This window comes from Achromobacter sp. Root565 (genome assembly GCF_001427425.1).
GTDB classification, from domain to species: Bacteria; Pseudomonadota; Gammaproteobacteria; order Burkholderiales; family Burkholderiaceae_B; genus Achromobacter; species Achromobacter spanius_D.
The window spans coordinates 36,248-51,137 of sequence record NZ_LMGO01000006.1 but is presented as its reverse complement, the minus strand read 5'-3'; the positions used below and the strand labels follow the sequence as shown (position 1 = coordinate 51,137).

Annotated in this window: 13 protein-coding genes; 11 read left to right on the top strand and 2 right to left on the bottom strand. The window is 66.1% G+C overall.

Annotated elements, in window-relative coordinates; genetic code table 11:
• Positions 1-85: 85 nt before the first annotated feature.
• Positions 86-799 (top strand): response regulator transcription factor, encoded by a 714-nt coding sequence (locus ASD71_RS21605; RefSeq protein ID WP_056569674.1) that lies wholly within the window; start codon positions 86-88, stop codon positions 797-799.
• A 30-nt stretch (positions 800-829) separates the two neighbouring features.
• Here ASD71_RS21605 and hemN read toward each other — a convergent pair whose 3' ends face one another.
• Positions 830-2,260 carry an oxygen-independent coproporphyrinogen III oxidase gene (hemN, locus tag ASD71_RS21600; protein ID WP_082579017.1) on the bottom strand — a complete coding sequence of 477 codons (1,431 nt, stop codon included), beginning with the start codon at positions 2,258-2,260 and terminating at the stop codon, positions 830-832.
• A 155-nt stretch (positions 2,261-2,415) separates the two neighbouring features.
• Between hemN and ASD71_RS21595 the strand changes: the two genes are divergently transcribed.
• From ASD71_RS21595 to ASD71_RS21550, 10 genes are all read left to right on the top strand, one after another.
• Positions 2,416-2,679, top strand: a complete 264-nt coding sequence (locus ASD71_RS21595; RefSeq protein WP_056569666.1) for a hypothetical protein — start codon at positions 2,416-2,418, stop codon at positions 2,677-2,679.
• A gap of 141 nt (positions 2,680-2,820) precedes the next feature.
• Positions 2,821-3,564, top strand: a complete 744-nt coding sequence (locus ASD71_RS21590; protein WP_056569663.1) for a FadR/GntR family transcriptional regulator — start codon at positions 2,821-2,823, stop codon at positions 3,562-3,564.
• A complete protein-coding gene (locus tag ASD71_RS21585) occupies positions 3,561-4,805 on the top strand; it encodes a Zn-dependent hydrolase (RefSeq protein ID WP_056569660.1) in 1,245 nt (414 codons plus the stop codon). Before ASD71_RS21590 ends, ASD71_RS21585 begins: the two co-directional genes overlap by 4 nt.
• 315 nt (positions 4,806-5,120) lie before the next feature.
• Entirely contained in the window at positions 5,121-6,698 is a 1,578-nt protein-coding gene (locus tag ASD71_RS21580) for an ABC transporter substrate-binding protein (protein WP_056569658.1), read from the top strand.
• A 99-nt stretch (positions 6,699-6,797) separates the two neighbouring features.
• Positions 6,798-7,805, top strand: coding sequence for an ABC transporter permease (locus ASD71_RS21575; RefSeq protein ID WP_056569653.1), 1,008 nt, complete (start codon positions 6,798-6,800; stop codon positions 7,803-7,805).
• Positions 7,802-8,641 carry an ABC transporter permease gene (locus ASD71_RS21570; RefSeq protein WP_056569649.1) on the top strand — a complete coding sequence of 280 codons (840 nt, stop codon included), beginning with the start codon at positions 7,802-7,804 and terminating at the stop codon, positions 8,639-8,641. Before ASD71_RS21575 ends, ASD71_RS21570 begins: the two co-directional genes overlap by 4 nt.
• Positions 8,642-8,650: 9 nt before the next feature.
• Positions 8,651-10,291: an ABC transporter ATP-binding protein gene (locus ASD71_RS21565; protein ID WP_056569645.1), complete on the top strand. Its 1,641-nt coding sequence runs from the start codon at positions 8,651-8,653 to the stop codon at positions 10,289-10,291.
• 36 nt (positions 10,292-10,327) lie between these two features.
• Positions 10,328-10,618: a cupin domain-containing protein gene (locus ASD71_RS21560; RefSeq protein WP_056569641.1), complete on the top strand. Its 291-nt coding sequence runs from the start codon at positions 10,328-10,330 to the stop codon at positions 10,616-10,618.
• Positions 10,619-10,665: 47 nt separating this feature from the next.
• On the top strand, positions 10,666-11,730 hold the full coding sequence (locus ASD71_RS21555) for a histone deacetylase family protein (protein ID WP_056569638.1): 1,065 nt from the start codon (positions 10,666-10,668) through the stop codon (positions 11,728-11,730).
• Positions 11,693-12,607 carry a DMT family transporter gene (locus tag ASD71_RS21550; RefSeq protein ID WP_056569635.1) on the top strand — a complete coding sequence of 305 codons (915 nt, stop codon included), beginning with the start codon at positions 11,693-11,695 and terminating at the stop codon, positions 12,605-12,607. The genes ASD71_RS21555 and ASD71_RS21550 overlap by 38 nt, the downstream gene beginning before the upstream one ends.
• Here the strand turns inward: ASD71_RS21550 and ASD71_RS21545 are convergent.
• Positions 12,579-14,795 carry a TonB-dependent siderophore receptor gene (locus ASD71_RS21545; protein ID WP_056569631.1) on the bottom strand — a complete coding sequence of 739 codons (2,217 nt, stop codon included), beginning with the start codon at positions 14,793-14,795 and terminating at the stop codon, positions 12,579-12,581. The two genes, ASD71_RS21550 and ASD71_RS21545, sit on opposite strands and share 29 nt — an antisense overlap.
• Between the last annotated feature and the right edge of the window lie 95 nt (positions 14,796-14,890).

Here is a 14,890-nt window from a genome sequence, read left to right as displayed (position 1 = left end):
GCCGCCTCGTGGCTGCGCGGATCGCCCTGGACCCCAATCCGATCGTGGAGCAACGATGAATCGCGTTTCAGAGACTGCAAGCCAGATGACCGGCGGCTCGCTTCACGGCCCGCTTATCGCGCCGGCGGACGGCTTTGAAATCCAAAAGCACCTGTTGTTGTCGCGGCCGCCACCGGTTATCCGCGTCGCGGTCCTGGACGACCATCCTGTGGTTGCGCTGGGCATTGGCGCGTTCCTGGAAAGCCGCCCGGGCTTTCATGTGGTTCACCGCGAAACCTCGGCGCGCGCGCTGCTCGAAAAATTGGCGAAGCATCCCTGCGATGTCGCGCTGATCGACTTCTATCTGCCGCTGGAACCCGTCGATGGCGTCAATTACCTGCGGCGGGTGCGCCGCTATCACCCCAACATGGCGGTCATCACGTTTTCGGCCGGCAACCGCCAGGAGACCGAGTACGCGGCCTATCGGGCCGGCGCTGCAGGCTACCTGGCAAAGCAATGGGGTCTGGTCCTGCTGCCGGACATGATCCGCGGCGTCGTCGAGGCCAAAACGCCTTTCCTGACGGTGGAGGACGGAGAAATCCGCGGCATGGAGCCGACGGCCCCGCACGCGCTGCTGACGACGTCGGAAGTGGAAGTGCTGCGTCACATCAGACAAGGCCTGTCGGTGACGCAGATCGCGGGGCGGCTGGTGCGCAGCAAGAAGACAGTCAGCACGCACAAGCGCCGCGCCATGCGCAAGCTGGGGCTGTCCGATGACTTGTCGCTGGCGCTGTACCTGCGCGACAAATTTGCGGAATGAATGCGCGGCCCCAAAGGGCCGCGCGAGCGATCAGATGATGCGGGAGTACGTGGCGGTGGGAATGGCCGAGCGCAGGTATTTGTCGAAGGCCATGGCCACGGCCCGCACGAAGTACCAGCCCAGGCCCGTGACCCGCAGTTCGCCCAGATGCAGATTCACCAGGCCCAGTTCGGCCAGGCTGGCCACTTGCGAGAGTTCGCGGCTGAAGTAGTCGCCGAACCGCAGGCCATGCTTGGCCTCGATGCGGGCGAAGTCCACGCGGCCCTGGCACATGATGTCCATGATGACTTCGCGGCGGACCAGATCGTCGGGGCTAAGCGCCAGACCGCGCTCGACGGCGAACTTTCCGGATTCGATGGCCGCATAGTATTCGTCGAGAATCTTGGCGTTCTGGCTGTAGGTGTCGCCAATGCGGCCGATGGCCGACACGCCCAGGGCGATGAGGTCGCGGTCCGGCTGCGTGCTGTAGCCCTGGAAATTGCGGTGCAGCTCGCCGCGCTGCTTGGCAATGGCCAGCGCGTCGGAGTTCAGCGCGAAGTGGTCCATGCCGATATACGTGTAGCCCTGCCCCAGGAAGCCCTGGATGGCGGAACTGAGCAGGCCGACGCGCGTGGCGCGGTCTGGCAGGTCGGCTTCTTGAATGCGGCGCTGCGGCTTGAAGCGCTCGGGCAAATGCGCGTAGGCATAGAGCGCGATGCGGTCGGGGCGCAGTGAGATGACTTGCTCGATGGTCCGGGCGAAAGATTCGGTGGTTTGCAGCGGCAGGCCGTAGATGAGGTCCACGTTGACCGACGCATAGCCCAACGCGCGCGCGCTATGCATCAACGCGGCAACGTCTTCGTACGATTGGACCCGATGCACCGCGACCTGCACCCGTTCGTCGAAATCCTGCACGCCGAAGCTCAGGCGGTTAAAGCCCAATTGCTGCAGGAAAGCCAGGCGCTCGGGCGTTGCGGTGCGGGGATCGACTTCGACGGAAATCTCGGCATCGGGCTCGAAGCGGAAGGCGCCGCGCAGGTCGCCCATCAGCCGCGCCAGTTCTTCGTTGGACAGGAACGTGGGGGTGCCGCCCCCGAAATGCAACTGTGACACCGGCACGCCGGGCCCGAGCTCCTGCACATGCAGGGCGATTTCTTGAGACAGGGCATCCAGGTAGCGAGCGGCGCGGTCGTGGTGGCGCGTCACTACCTTGTTACAGGCGCAGTAATAACAAACCGATTCGCAGAAGGGAATGTGTACGTAAAGCGACAGCGGCTCGGCCGGACTGGTTGCGCGCCGCTGCTGCAGGGCGAGGCGGTAGTCCTGCTCGCTGAAGCTGCCGTGATAACGGTCTGCGGTGGGATACGAGGTGTATCGCGGCCCGTTCTTGTCCAACCGGGCCAGCAATTGGGGAGGAAAAAACGGCTCGGCGGTGGCGGGCGCCGGCGATTCCGAAGATTGAGGGCGTAGAGCGGCTTGCATAACCCGGATTATTCGCCTGCCCCGCCCCCGGCACATTGATCTTGCGCAAACGGCGAGCACCGCGTCTGCCGAGGGGCAAAGACTTCCCATACGTGCCTGCCGCAGACCCCGCCCCGTAAAATGCCGCGATTCCCGCAGCAAACAAGGATCATGCAATGGAAACCGAACTGGAAGGCCGCCTGCTGGCCATGCGCCAGGCGCTGGCGATCGCGATCGCCCTGTCCACCCGCAGCAGCCCCCAGGCCACCGACATGGCGCTGGAACTTCTGGGCGACCTGAAGACCAATCTGGACAACACGCCGGCGGACAGTCCATTCGGCAAGCCGGAATGGGTGGTGGGCGCCCACGACGAACTCGACGGCATCGCCCGGCTGGTGCGCGCATTCACGCAAACGCCCGAGCCGGACGACGCCGCCTGACTGGCCTGACCACCAGACGAACAGCGGGGGTATCCCTCACATCGTTTTCCCTGAAAGCGGCGGTTTTCCCTTTTGTTTCAAAGGCGAGGTGCCTATATTGGTGGCCTGACCACCAGGCCAACCCTTTGTGCAGACCGCCCGATGAGCACCTTCCAAGCCGTCGCTGTCACCCGCCTGTATCGCATGATCGCCGACCAGATCGCGGGACGCATCCGGGCCGGAGACTTCCCGCGCGGCCGGCGGTTGCCGTCGGAACGGGATCTGGCCGAACAATTGCAGGTCAGCCGCGCGTCGATCCGTGAAGCGCTGATCGCCCTTGAGATCGAGGGCTACGTTGAAGTCCGCGTCGGCACCGGCGTATTCGTGGCCGACAAGGAAGGCGGCGGCGCCGCGTGGGCGGCCGGGCCGAACGCCAGTGCGGCGCAAAGCGCCGCCGACGACATCGGGCCGTTCGACCTGCTTGAGGCCCGCCTCATCATCGAACCCGAATGCGCCGGCATGGCCGCCCAGCACGCCACGCCCGCCCAACTTGCGGCGATCGTCGAGGCGCATGAGGGCATGTCCCTGACGGATTCGCCGGGACGGCACGACCGCGAGTTCCACGGCACGATCGCCGCCGCCTGCGGCAACGCCGCGCTGGCCGCCGCGGTGGGCCATCTGTGGAACCTGACCCAGTCCAGCTCGGTGTACCGCCGGATGCAGGACTACTTCGTCGACGCCAAGGTGTGGGCCGTTGCCCACGCCGAACATCAGCGCATCCTGACCGCGATCGTGGCGCACGACCCCATCCGGGCGCGCCACGCCATGCACGCACACCTGCTTGGCATCCTGGCGCGCCTGCGCGAGGACTTTGGCGACGTTTCCAACCCCCGAGGCGACCTATGACGACACCCACCCTGTCCATCAACGGCAACCGGCTATGGCAGTCCCTGATGGATCTTGCGCAGATCGGCGCGACGGCCAAGGGCGGCAACTGCCGCCTGGCGCTCACCGCGCTCGATGGCCAGGGGCGTGATCTGGTGACCGGCTGGATGCGCGATGCCGGCATGACGGTGCGCGTGGACCAGGTGGGCAACATCTTTGCCCGGCGCGCGGGCCGCGACGACAGCCTGCCGCCCGTCATGACGGGCAGCCACATCGACACGCAGCCCACGGGCGGCAAGTTCGACGGCTGTTACGGGGTGCTGGCCGGGCTTGAAGTCATCCGCACCCTGAACGACGCGGGCGTGCAGACCGAAGCCCCGCTGGAAGTGGCCATCTGGACCAACGAGGAAGGCTCGCGCTTCGTGCCCGTCATGATGGGTTCGGGCGTATTCGCCGGCAAATTTCCGCTGGAGACGGCGCTGTCGGCCCGCGACGCTCAGGGCATCAGCGTGCGCGACGAGCTTGCCGCCATCGGGTATGCGGGCGCCGATCCCGTGGGCGGCCGCCCGGTCGATGCGTACTTCGAGGCGCATATCGAACAGGGCCCGATCCTCGAGCACGAGGAAAAGACCGTCGGCGTGGTGACGGGGTCGCTGGGCCTGCGCTGGTACGACGTCACGGTGACCGGCATGGAAATGCACGCCGGTCCGACGCCCATGGCGATCCGCCGCGACGCCCTCTTTGCCACCAGCTTTTTGCTCCAGGCTGTCGTGAACATTGCCAACTCCCACCAGCCGCACGGACGCGGGACCGTGGGCGAGATCCACGCCCATCCGGGCTCGCGCAACGTGATCCCGGGCCAGGTGCGATTCACCACCGACCTGCGCCACGAAGACGAGGCGACTTTGACCCGCATGGACCAGGATTGGCGGCGCGTCTGCGACGACATCGCCGTCGCGCACGGCGTGCACGTCGACGTGAAGGACGTGCAGTATTTCCCGCCGACGCCGTTCGATACGGATCTGGTCGACAAGGTGCGCAAGGGCGCCGCGAACCGTGGCCTGCCCGCCATGAACATCGTCACTGGCGCGGGACACGACGCCGTCTACATGGCCGCCGTCGCGCCCACCGCGATGATCTTCGTGCCGTGCAAGGACGGCATCAGCCACAACGAAATCGAAGACGCCCGGCCCGAGCATCTGGAGGCCGGTTGCAACGTCTTGCTCGACGCCATGGTGGCGCGAGCCAATGGCGCCAGTTAGCGCCCTGAATGATTTGACCAAGCCGTAGCCAGCACGCCTGATTCGTCCAACAAAAATGCAAAGGGGAAAAACTTGCAGCCGGACACTCACCGCACCGCCGCCGACCACGCCGCCCTCGCCGCTCTGGCGAAGCACCACTAATTTCTCCGCATTGGTGCGCGGCGCCTTAACCAGCACCTGAACGAAGCATTGTTGCAGCAGCTCCACCCGCAGTACCCGAGAAACGCAGGTGGCATGAGGTTTGCTTGATTCGGCACGGCATTCGCCGCGTCCGAGCGGCCGCCTGTCCGACCCTTTCCAGCCCGGAGGCTCGCAGTGAAATCGAAAAACTGGTTTTCCCTAAGCATCGGCGCAATGGTCCTTGCGGCCGCGCTGCCCGCCACGCAAGCGTTGGCCCAGACCAAGGGCGGCACGCTGAACATGATCGTCCAGCCCGAACCGCCGGTCATCGTGACGGCCATCAATCAGCAGGGGCCGACGCAATTCGTCGCGGGCAAGATCTACGAAAGCCTGCTGACCTACTCCACCGACTTGAAGCCGCAGCCTGGCCTGGCCAAGTCCTGGGAAGCCGCCGCGGATGGGCTGACCTACACCTTCCATCTGCAGGACAACGTGAAGTGGCACGACGGCAAGCCCTTCACGTCCGAAGACGTCGTGTTCTCGCTGGCGGAAATGCTGCCAAAGACCCATGCCCGCGCCCGCGTCATCCTGAACAAGTTCGTCGATTCCGTGCAGGCGCCGGACGCCAAGACCGTGGTCATCAAGCTGAAGACGCCGTTCCCGGCCTTCATGCTGATGTTCGAACCCGGCTTTGCGCCGATGATGCCCAAGCATCTGTATGCCGGCACGGACTACATGACCAACCCCGCCAATCAGAAGCCCGTGGGCACGGGCCCGTTCGTCTTCAAGGAATGGAAGCGCGGCGAATACATCAAGCTGGCGCGCAATCCGGACTACTGGAAGCCGGGCAAGCCCTACCTGGATGAACTGGTGTTCAACGTGATTCCCGATGCGGCCTCGCGTGCCGTGGCGTTTGAGCGCGGCAGCGTGGACGTGCTGCGCGGCGGCGACGTGGACAACGTCGACATCAAGCGCCTGCGCGGCCTGCCCAACGTGGAATACACCACTGCGGGCTGGGAGATGTTCTCGCCGCAGGCCTACCTGATCTTCAACATGCGCAAGCCGCCCTTCGACAATCTGAAGGTGCGCCAGGCGGTCATGGCGGCGATGAACCGCAACATGGTGGTCAACAACATCTTCTTCGGCCTGGGCAAGGTGTCGACCAGCCCGTTCGTGACGACCGAGATGTTCTACGACAAGAACATGCCGCCGATGCCGTTCGACATGAAGAAGGCGCGCGCGCTCATCAAGGAATCGGGCATCAAGCCGGGCGACTACACGATCCGCCAGCTGAGCTTCCCGTACGGCTCGACCTGGGACCGGCTGGGCGAATACACCAAGCAGGCGCTGGAGCAGCTGGGCTTCAAGGTGAACGTGGAATCGACCGACGCGGGCGGCTGGGCCAGCCGCACCGGCAACTGGGACTTCGACCTGACGACCACCTTCACCTACCAGTACGGCGATCCCGCGCTGGGCGTGCAGCGGCTGTACATCTCGTCGAACATCGTCAAGGGATCGCCCTTTGCCAACGTGCAGGGATACAGCAACCCCGAGACCGACAAGATGTGGGAGGCCGCCGCCTCCGAGGTCGATCCGGCCAAGCGCCAGGAGCTCTACACCAAGATCCAGACGACGCTCGTCAACGAAGTCGCCAATGGATTCCTGGTCGACATGGAGTTTCCCACCCTGTCTCGCGCAAACGTGAAGAACCTGGTCAAGACCGCCATCGGTCTGAACGAGTCGTTCGACGACGTCTACATCGAGAAGAAGTAAGCGCTGCCAAGGCGCTGCCGCAGGTTCGTCCGCGGCAGCGCCCGGCTGCGCGATGGGCCCGCTTGCCGCCGGCAAAGCCCGTCCTGAAAGGACCCGAGCATGAGATTCCTGTCTTTCCTGCTTTCCCGCATCGGCAAGGCCCTGGTGGTGGTGCTGGGCGTGGTGATCATCAATTTCTTCCTGATACGGCTGGCGCCCGGCGACCCCGCCGCCGTGCTCGCCGGCCAGGCCGGCGCGGGCGATGCCGCCTACGTGGACCAGCTGCGTGTCGCTTTCGGGCTGGACAAGCCGATCCTGACGCAGCTCCTGCTTTATCTGAAGGGCGTGGTGCAGCTGGACCTGGGCTTTTCGTACCGCAACCACGTGCCGGTGCTGGACCTGATCGTCGAGCGGCTGCCCGCCACCTTTCTCCTGATGTCGTGCGCCTTTGTGTTTTCCATCGTGCTGGGCGTGCTGCTGGGCGTGGTGGCTGCCAAGGCGCGCTACCGCAACAAGCGCCGCTGGATCGACAGCTCGGTGATGACCGGCGCCCTGCTCCTGTACGCCACGCCGCTCTTCTGGCTGTCGCTGATGGGCATCCTGCTGTTTTCGGTGGTGCTGGGCTGGCTGCCGGCGTTCGGCATGGAAACCGTGGGCGCCAACCTGACCGGCTGGGCGCGCGCGGGCGACATCGCCCTGCATCTCATCCTGCCGACGGTGACGCTGGGCTGCTTCTTCATGGCCGTCTATGTGCGGCTGACCCGCGCGTCGATGCTGGAGGTGATCGGCATGGACTTCGTGAAGACGGCCCGCGCCAAGGGCGTGAGCCCCAGCCGCGTGATCCGCGCGCACGTGCTGCGCAACGCGCTGCTGCCGGTCATCACGTTTGCCGGCATCCAGCTTGGGCAGATGGCGGGCGGCGCGGTCCTGACCGAAACCGTCTTCGCGTGGCCCGGCATCGGCCGTTTGATGTTCGACGCGCTGCTGCAACGCGACTACCAGCTCCTCTTGGGCATCTTCCTGGTCACGTCCATCATGGTCGTCGTCTTCAACCTGTTGACCGACGTGCTGTACCGCCTGATCGATCCGCGCATCGGCGCGGGTGCGCAGCAAGGAGCCTCCGCATGAAGTCATTTGCCCAACGCTACATGCGCAATTACGGAGCGGTGGCCGGCCTGGTCATCATGCTGATCGTGGTGGCCGTAGCCCTGGCGGCCCCCCTGCTGTACGAGGAATCGCCCTGGATGATGGTGGCCGATCCGCTGATCCCGCCGTTCACCAATGCGGACTATCCGTTCGGCACGGACATGCTGGGCCGCGACATTACCGCGGGCCTGGTGTGGGGCGCGCGCGTGTCGCTGATGGTGGGCCTGCTGTCGACCGCGGTGGCGCTGCTGTTCGGCATCCTGGTGGGTTCGGTGGCCGGCTATTGCGGCGGCCGCGTGGACGACGCGCTGATGCGCTTCACCGAATTCTTCCAGACCATTCCGCAACTGGCCATGGCCGTGGTGCTGGTCGCCATCCTGAGTCCATCGGTGTACTCGATCATGGGCGCGATTGCCGTGGTGTCGTGGCCGCCGGCCGCGCGGCTGGTGCGGTCGGAGTTCATGACGCTCAAGCAGCGCGAATTCGTGCAGGCGGCCATCGTCATCGGTCAGACGCCAGCGCGCATCGTGGGCACGCAGATCCTGCCCAACGCCATGTCGCCCATCATCGTGTCGGCCTCGTTCATGGTGGCAACTGCCATTCTGACCGAGTCGTCCCTGTCGTTCCTGGGCTTGGGGGACCGGAATCTGATGAGCTGGGGCTTCATGATCGGCGCGGCGCGCACGATGATCCGCGAAGCATGGTGGATGAGCGTGTGGCCCGGCGTCGCCATTTTGCTGACCGTGCTGGCCATCAACCTGATCGGCGAAGGCCTGAACGACGCCCTCAACCCGCAACTGCGCAAGCGCGGCGAATAGGAGGCCGGCATGACTGAAACCGCAGAATCGACGCCGCTGCTGTCCATCCAGAACCTGACCATCGCGCTGCCCAAGGGCGGCGACCGCCCCTATGCCGTCGAGAACGTCTCGTACGACATCCGCGCGGGTGAAATCCTGTGCATCGTCGGCGAATCCGGGTCGGGCAAGTCCATGAGCGCCAACGCCATCATGGGACTGCTGCCCGACTACCTGACGCCGCAGCAGGGGCGCATCCTGTTCCGCGGCCAGGATCTGCTGCAGCTGGACGAACCGGCGCTGCAGGCCATGCGCGGCAAGGACATGGCGATGATCTTCCAGGAGCCGCTGTCGGCCCTGAACCCGCTGATGACGGTGGGCGAGCAGATCAGCGAGGTGATGCGCGTGCATGACGCCTACCCCGGCGCCGAGCGCTTGAAGCGCACGCTGGAACTGCTGGAATTCGTAGGCCTGCCGGATCCGGCGACGCTCTATCACGTGTACCCGTTCCGCTTGTCCGGCGGTCAGCGCCAGCGCGTGATGATCGCGATGGCGCTGGCGCTGGAACCCGCGCTGCTGATCGCCGATGAGCCCACGACCGCCCTGGACGTCACCACGCAGGCGCAGATCCTGGCGCTGATCGCGCGCATCCAGAAGGCCAAAGGCATGGGTGTGATGTTCGTCACGCACGACTTCGGCGTGGTGGCCGAGATCGCGCACCGCGTGGCCGTCATGGAGAAAGGCATCCTGGTCGAACAAGGCCCGGCCAGCGAGGTCCTCAACCGCCCGCGTCATCCCTATACGCAGCGCCTGATTGCGGCGGTCCCGCACCGGCGCGGCGAGGAACGCGCCGGGATCGCGGACGACCGCCCGGTGCTGGAAGTGAAAGACCTGAAAAAGACCTACGTGATCGGCCACGGCTGGCTGGGCAACAAGCGCGAAGTGCACGCGGTGGACGGCGTGAGTTTTGCCGTGCGGCGCGGCGAGACGCTGGGCATCGTGGGTGAATCCGGATCCGGCAAGTCGACCATCGGAAAATGCCTGCTCAAGCTGGTTGGCATCAATGGCGGCCAGTTGCTGTTCAACGGTCAGGACATCGCCACTTTGCCCGAGTCGCGCTTTCGGCCGATGCGGCACGAGATCCAGATGATCTTCCAGGACCCGTTTGCCTCGCTCAACCCCCGCCACACCGTGGGCCGCATCATCAGCGACGGCCCGGTCGCCAACGGCGTGGCGCGCGCGCAGGCCGAGGCCCGGGCGCGCGAGCTGCTGTCGCTGGTGGGCATGGACCCGTCCGCCTTTGATCGCTATCCCAACCAGTTTTCGGGCGGCCAGCGCCAGCGCATCGGCATCGCCCGCGCCCTGGCGCTGGAACCGAAGGTGCTGGTGGCCGACGAATCGGTCTCCGCGCTGGACGTGTCGGTGCAGGCGCAGGTGCTGCAACTGCTGCACGACCTGCAGCAGCGGCTGAAGATTGCGCTGGTGTTCATCACCCACGACCTGCGCGTGGCAGCGCAGATCTGCAATTCGGTGCTGGTCATGCACCGCGGCAAGGTGGTCGAGTACGGGTCACCGGCGCAGATCTTCGACAACCCGCAGCACGCGTACACGCGCCAGTTGATCGCCGCGGTGCCGGGCCAGCATTGGGACCCGACCAAGGCGCAGGCCGCTTGACCGCAATTCCGTCATCGCCAATCAGGAGAACCCCATATGCAACGCCCCGCCGCAATCCCCACCGTGCAGATCGACAACGAGCAGGTCACCGTTACCGAGTGGCGCTTCCCGCCGGGCGGCGAGACGGGTTGGCACCGCCATGGCATGAACTATGTGGTGGTGCCGCAGACCACCGGCCCGCTGCTGCTGGACACGCCCACCGGCCAAGTCACCAGCCAGCTCACCACCGGCGTGGCGTACTACCGGCCGGTCGGTGTCGAGCACAACGTCATCAACCCCAGCGACACGGAATTCGTGTTCGTCGAGATCGAACTGAAGCGGGCATGAGCCCCGCGCATCTGGCATTGACCTGGACGGTCTGAGCGAGGATATCCATGAAGGCGTTTTTTTCCGAAGAACAGCTGCTGCATTCGCCCCGCCAATTCATGCGGCTGGGCCGCATCAGCGCCCCCACCGACCTGCCATCGCGCGCCGAGAACCTGCAGCAGGCGCTGGCGGCGCGCGGCATCAAGGTCGAAGCGCCGGCCGACTACGGCCGCAAGCCGCTCGAACATGTCCACAGCGCGGATTATCTGGACTATCTGCAGACGGCCTTTGCGCGCTGGCAGGCCCTGAAGGCGCCGGGCGTGGATCCCGGGCCGGAAGTGCTGCCCAACCTGTCGCCGTACTACAACGGCCGCATAGATGCCGCCGGGCGCGGCCCCTGCCCCTCGCCGTCCATCGTGGCGCAGACCGGGTACTACCTGAGCGATCTGTCCTGCCCCATCGGGCCGCAGACCTGGCGCTCGGCGCTGCGGTCCACCCATAGCGCGCTGGCGGCGGCGGACCATGTGGCGGGCGGCGGCGGCGTGGCGTACGCGCTGTGCCGGCCGTCTGGCCATCACGCCCATCGCGACCGCGCGGGCGGCTTCTGCTACCTGAACAGCAGCGCCGCCGCAGCGAGCCGGCTGCTGCAGACGTGGTCCAAGGTGGCGGTGCTGGACGTGGACGCGCACCACGGCGACGGCACGCAAAACATCTTCTATCACCGGCCGGACGTGATGACCGTGTCGCTGCATGCCGATCCGGCCGGCTACTACCCCTTCTACACCGGCTACGCGCACGAACGCGGGTACGGCGCGGGAGAAGGCTTCAACCTGAACCTGCCGCTAGCGCACGGCTGCGGCAACCCGGAATTCCTTCAGGCACTGGATACGGCCCTGGACGCCCTGGCGGGATATGCGCCAGAGGCGCTGGTTTTGCCGCTGGGGTTCGACACCTACAAGGACGATCCCATCAGCGTGCTCCGGCTGGACATCGACGCCTACCGCGACATCGGCGCGCGCGTCGCCAGCCTGGGCGTGCCGACGGTGGTGGTGCAGGAAGGCGGCTACATGGTCGAGGCGATCGGGCCGGCGCTGGATGCGTTCCTTGAGGGCTTTGGCCGTGGCGGCAAATGAAGGCGCGCGCCAGACCGGCATCCTGCTGTTCTTCGCCGCGCTGGTGGCCTTTGCCACCTTCGACGCGGGCGCCAAGCAGTTGCTGGAACGCTATCCCGCGCCCTTCCTGAACGTGATGCGCTACCTGGCGGTGGTGACGCTGGCGATGGGCATGCTGTGGCGCCACGGGCGCGGCCTGCGGCTGCGCGACGCGCCGGAAAAGCCGCTGCTGGTGCTGCGCGGCGTCATGCTGGCCACGGTGGCGACCTGCTTCATGACCGCGCTGATCTGGATGCCGTTGTCCGAAGCCACCGCCATCTACTTCACGGCGCCGCTCATCATGGTGGCGCTGTCGCCGTGGATGCTGGGCGAACGCGTCCGTCCGGCGCAGTGGGGCGCCGTCGCCGCCGGCTTTGCCGGCATGCTGCTGATCGTGCGGCCGGGCGGCGACCTGCCCCTGCTGGGCACGCTGCTGATGGCGGTGTCGGCCGTCAGCTACGCGATCTTCCAGGTGCTGACGCGCAAGCTGTCGGACAAGGTGCCGGGGCCGGTGCAGTATGCGTACACGGCGTACATCTGCCTGATCGTGACCGCGCTGCCCGCGCCCTTCTTCCTGCCCGACCCCTGGCCCGGCGCGGCGGACACCGCCATCATCCTTGCGCTGGGCGCGTGCAGCGGCCTGGCGCAGATCCTGCTGATCGCCGCCTTCCAGCGCGTGCCGGCCGCGACGCTTGCGCCCCTGAACTACTTCCAGCTGCTGCTGGCGCTGGGCTTCAGCACGTTCTGGTTCCAGCGCCCGCCAGACGCGCTGGCGCTGGCGGGCATGGGGTTGATCATCGCGGCCGGGATCTTTCTGGCGCGGCGCCCGCTCAGAACTCCATCGACGCCGACAACATGAACGTGCGCGGCGCGCCCAGCGCCAGGCTAGACAGCTGAGGCATGCCCCAGTACGCCTTGTTCGTCAGGTTGTTGATGGCGGCGCGCAGCACCACCGGGCGGTCGGCCACCCGCGTGGCATAGCGTGCGCCCACGTCGTACGTCGTGCGGCCGCCCACCGACAGCGAGTTGTCCGCGCTGATGTACTGCTTGGACACCGAGGTCGCGTTGGCGGTCAACGTCAGCCCCTGCACCACCGGCACGTCCCATTCCACGCCGAGCTTGCCCTGCAGCCGGGGGATGCCGGTGGCCTGCTTGCCCTCATTGGCCGCGACGGCGGCTTTGGTGACCTTGGGATCGATGTAGGCGACGCCGCCGATCAGGCGCACGCCACGCAGCGGTTCGCCGAAGAAGCCCCATTCCACGCCCTGGTTGCGCTGCTCGCCGCCGAACGAGAACACGTTCGTGACCGGATCGGTGTAGCTGCTGGGCCGGTTGATTTCAAACAGCGCCAGCGTATGGGTGAAGTCGCCCAGGTCGACCTTCAAGCCGATCTCCTTCTGCTTGGTCTTGAAGGGCGCAAAAAGCTCGCCTGCGTTGGCCGCGGTGGCGGGCGCGGACTGCCCCTTGGAGAGACCCTCGATATAGTTGGCGTACACCGAGATGTTGTCCGTGGCCTTGACGAGCAGCGCGGCGGCGGGCGTCGTTGCGTGCGCGTCATAGCGGCTGGTGCGCGCGCCGGTGGCAACGCTGAAGCTGTCGGTGCGGACCTCCTGGCGGCGCGCCCCCAGCGTCAGTTGCACCCGGTCCTCGGCAAAGGACAGGGTGTCGGCCAGGCCATAGCTGATCATGCGCGTCTTGCTGTGCATGATCGGCGGAAAGACGCCGGCGGGCGCCGGCCCCCAGACCGGGTTGTAGATGTTGGTGACCCAGTCCGCGCCGGGCACCGAGCGGCGGCCGTAGTCGTGCTGGTCGTCGGAGTAGTACGTGGCGTTCAGCACCCACTGGTGCTTGATCGCGCCGGTCTGCAGCTTGCCGCGCAGGCCCGCGTCGCCGGAGGTCTTGTCCACCTCCATGTTGAGCTGCCCCATCGACGTGCGGAAGTCACCGGCATCGTTGAACACCTGCGCCGACATGGCGCCGCTGTAGGTGTATTCGGAACGGCTGGTGCCGATGGCCGCAAACGCCATCAGCTTGTCGGTGACGTCGAATTCGCCGCGGATCATAGCGCCGCGGTCCTGATTCTTCACATAGGCCCAGTCCGGATTCAACAGGGTTTCGGGCTTGGGCGGCTTGGGCACGCCGATGCCGGGCGCCAGGTTGATGCCGCGCGTCACGCCGTCGATGCGCTCATCGGTGTCGTACAGATCCGCGGAAATGCGGACCCGCTCCCCGCGCCAGTCCAAGCCCAGCGACGCCAGTTGCGCGCGCTTTTTCTGGTCGTCGACCGGGCCGTCGCCGTTGCGGTACATGCCATTGAACCGGATGCCGAACTGCTGGTTCTCGCCGAAGCGCCGTCCCATGTCCAGGTGCCCGCCGAATTGCGAGTCCGACATGTAGGTGGCGGTCAGGCGCGTCAGGGGATCGGCGCCGGCCCGCTTGGACACCAGATTGACCGTGCCGCCGACCGAACCGCCAGGAGGCATTCCGTTCAGCAAGGCGGACGGGCCCTTCAGCACCTCGATCCGCTCGAACATCTCGGGCGAGGTCCGATAGTACGGCGCCATGCCGGCCAGTCCGTTGAACGTCATGTCGGTGGTGGCTGAAGCGAAGCCGCGGATCGAGTAGTTCTCGCTCCACGCGCCCGACACGCCGTTGCTGAAGACCGACGCGTCGGTGCGGGCGATGACATCAGTGATGTCCTTGGCCTGCAGGTCCTCGATGTACTTCTCCGTGTAGTTGATGACGGAGAACGGCGTGTCCATGAAGTCCTTGTCACCCAGGAAGCCCACGCGGCCGCCGTACGTGACCTGACCGCCGGCGTAGGGCGTTGCGGGCGCCTCCTGCGATTCGGCCTGGCCCGTGACCGTCACCGTGGGCAGGGTCTTCACGCCCGCCTCCTGCTGCGCCCAGGCGGGCGCAGCAGCCACGACGCCCAGCGTGAGGCCGAACACGGCGGCAATGAGAGGGTTCAAGGAAAAGGCGGGCTTTGCCTGCCCGGCCAGCGGCGAAGGACGTGCGACGCGGCCGCTATGGCGACGTTTGCTCATGGAATGCTCCGTTCAGTTGAGCTGGGGACCGCCCGGCAATCCGGGCGACTGGGAATCATTTACGTTTGAATCGGCAATGACGCGCGGGGCGTCGC

Bases quoted from the DNA above. Each gene is read 5' to 3' on its own strand.
- ASD71_RS21605 (WP_056569674.1), top strand. From the start codon at position 86: ATGACCGGCGGCTCGCTTCACGGCCCGCTTATCGCGCCGGCGGACGGC.
- hemN (WP_082579017.1), bottom strand. From the start codon at position 2,260: ATGCAAGCCGCTCTACGCCCTCAATCTTCGGAATCGCCGGCGCCCGCC.
- ASD71_RS21595 (WP_056569666.1), top strand. From the start codon at position 2,416: ATGGAAACCGAACTGGAAGGCCGCCTGCTGGCCATGCGCCAGGCGCTG.
- ASD71_RS21590 (WP_056569663.1), top strand. From the start codon at position 2,821: ATGAGCACCTTCCAAGCCGTCGCTGTCACCCGCCTGTATCGCATGATC.
- ASD71_RS21585 (WP_056569660.1), top strand. From the start codon at position 3,561: ATGACGACACCCACCCTGTCCATCAACGGCAACCGGCTATGGCAGTCC.
- ASD71_RS21575 (WP_056569653.1), top strand. From the start codon at position 6,798: ATGAGATTCCTGTCTTTCCTGCTTTCCCGCATCGGCAAGGCCCTGGTG.
- ASD71_RS21570 (WP_056569649.1), top strand. From the start codon at position 7,802: ATGAAGTCATTTGCCCAACGCTACATGCGCAATTACGGAGCGGTGGCC.
- ASD71_RS21565 (WP_056569645.1), top strand. From the start codon at position 8,651: ATGACTGAAACCGCAGAATCGACGCCGCTGCTGTCCATCCAGAACCTG.
- ASD71_RS21560 (WP_056569641.1), top strand. From the start codon at position 10,328: ATGCAACGCCCCGCCGCAATCCCCACCGTGCAGATCGACAACGAGCAG.
- ASD71_RS21555 (WP_056569638.1), top strand. From the start codon at position 10,666: ATGAAGGCGTTTTTTTCCGAAGAACAGCTGCTGCATTCGCCCCGCCAA.
- ASD71_RS21550 (WP_056569635.1), top strand. From the start codon at position 11,693: ATGCGTTCCTTGAGGGCTTTGGCCGTGGCGGCAAATGAAGGCGCGCGC.
- ASD71_RS21545 (WP_056569631.1), bottom strand. From the start codon at position 14,795: ATGAGCAAACGTCGCCATAGCGGCCGCGTCGCACGTCCTTCGCCGCTG.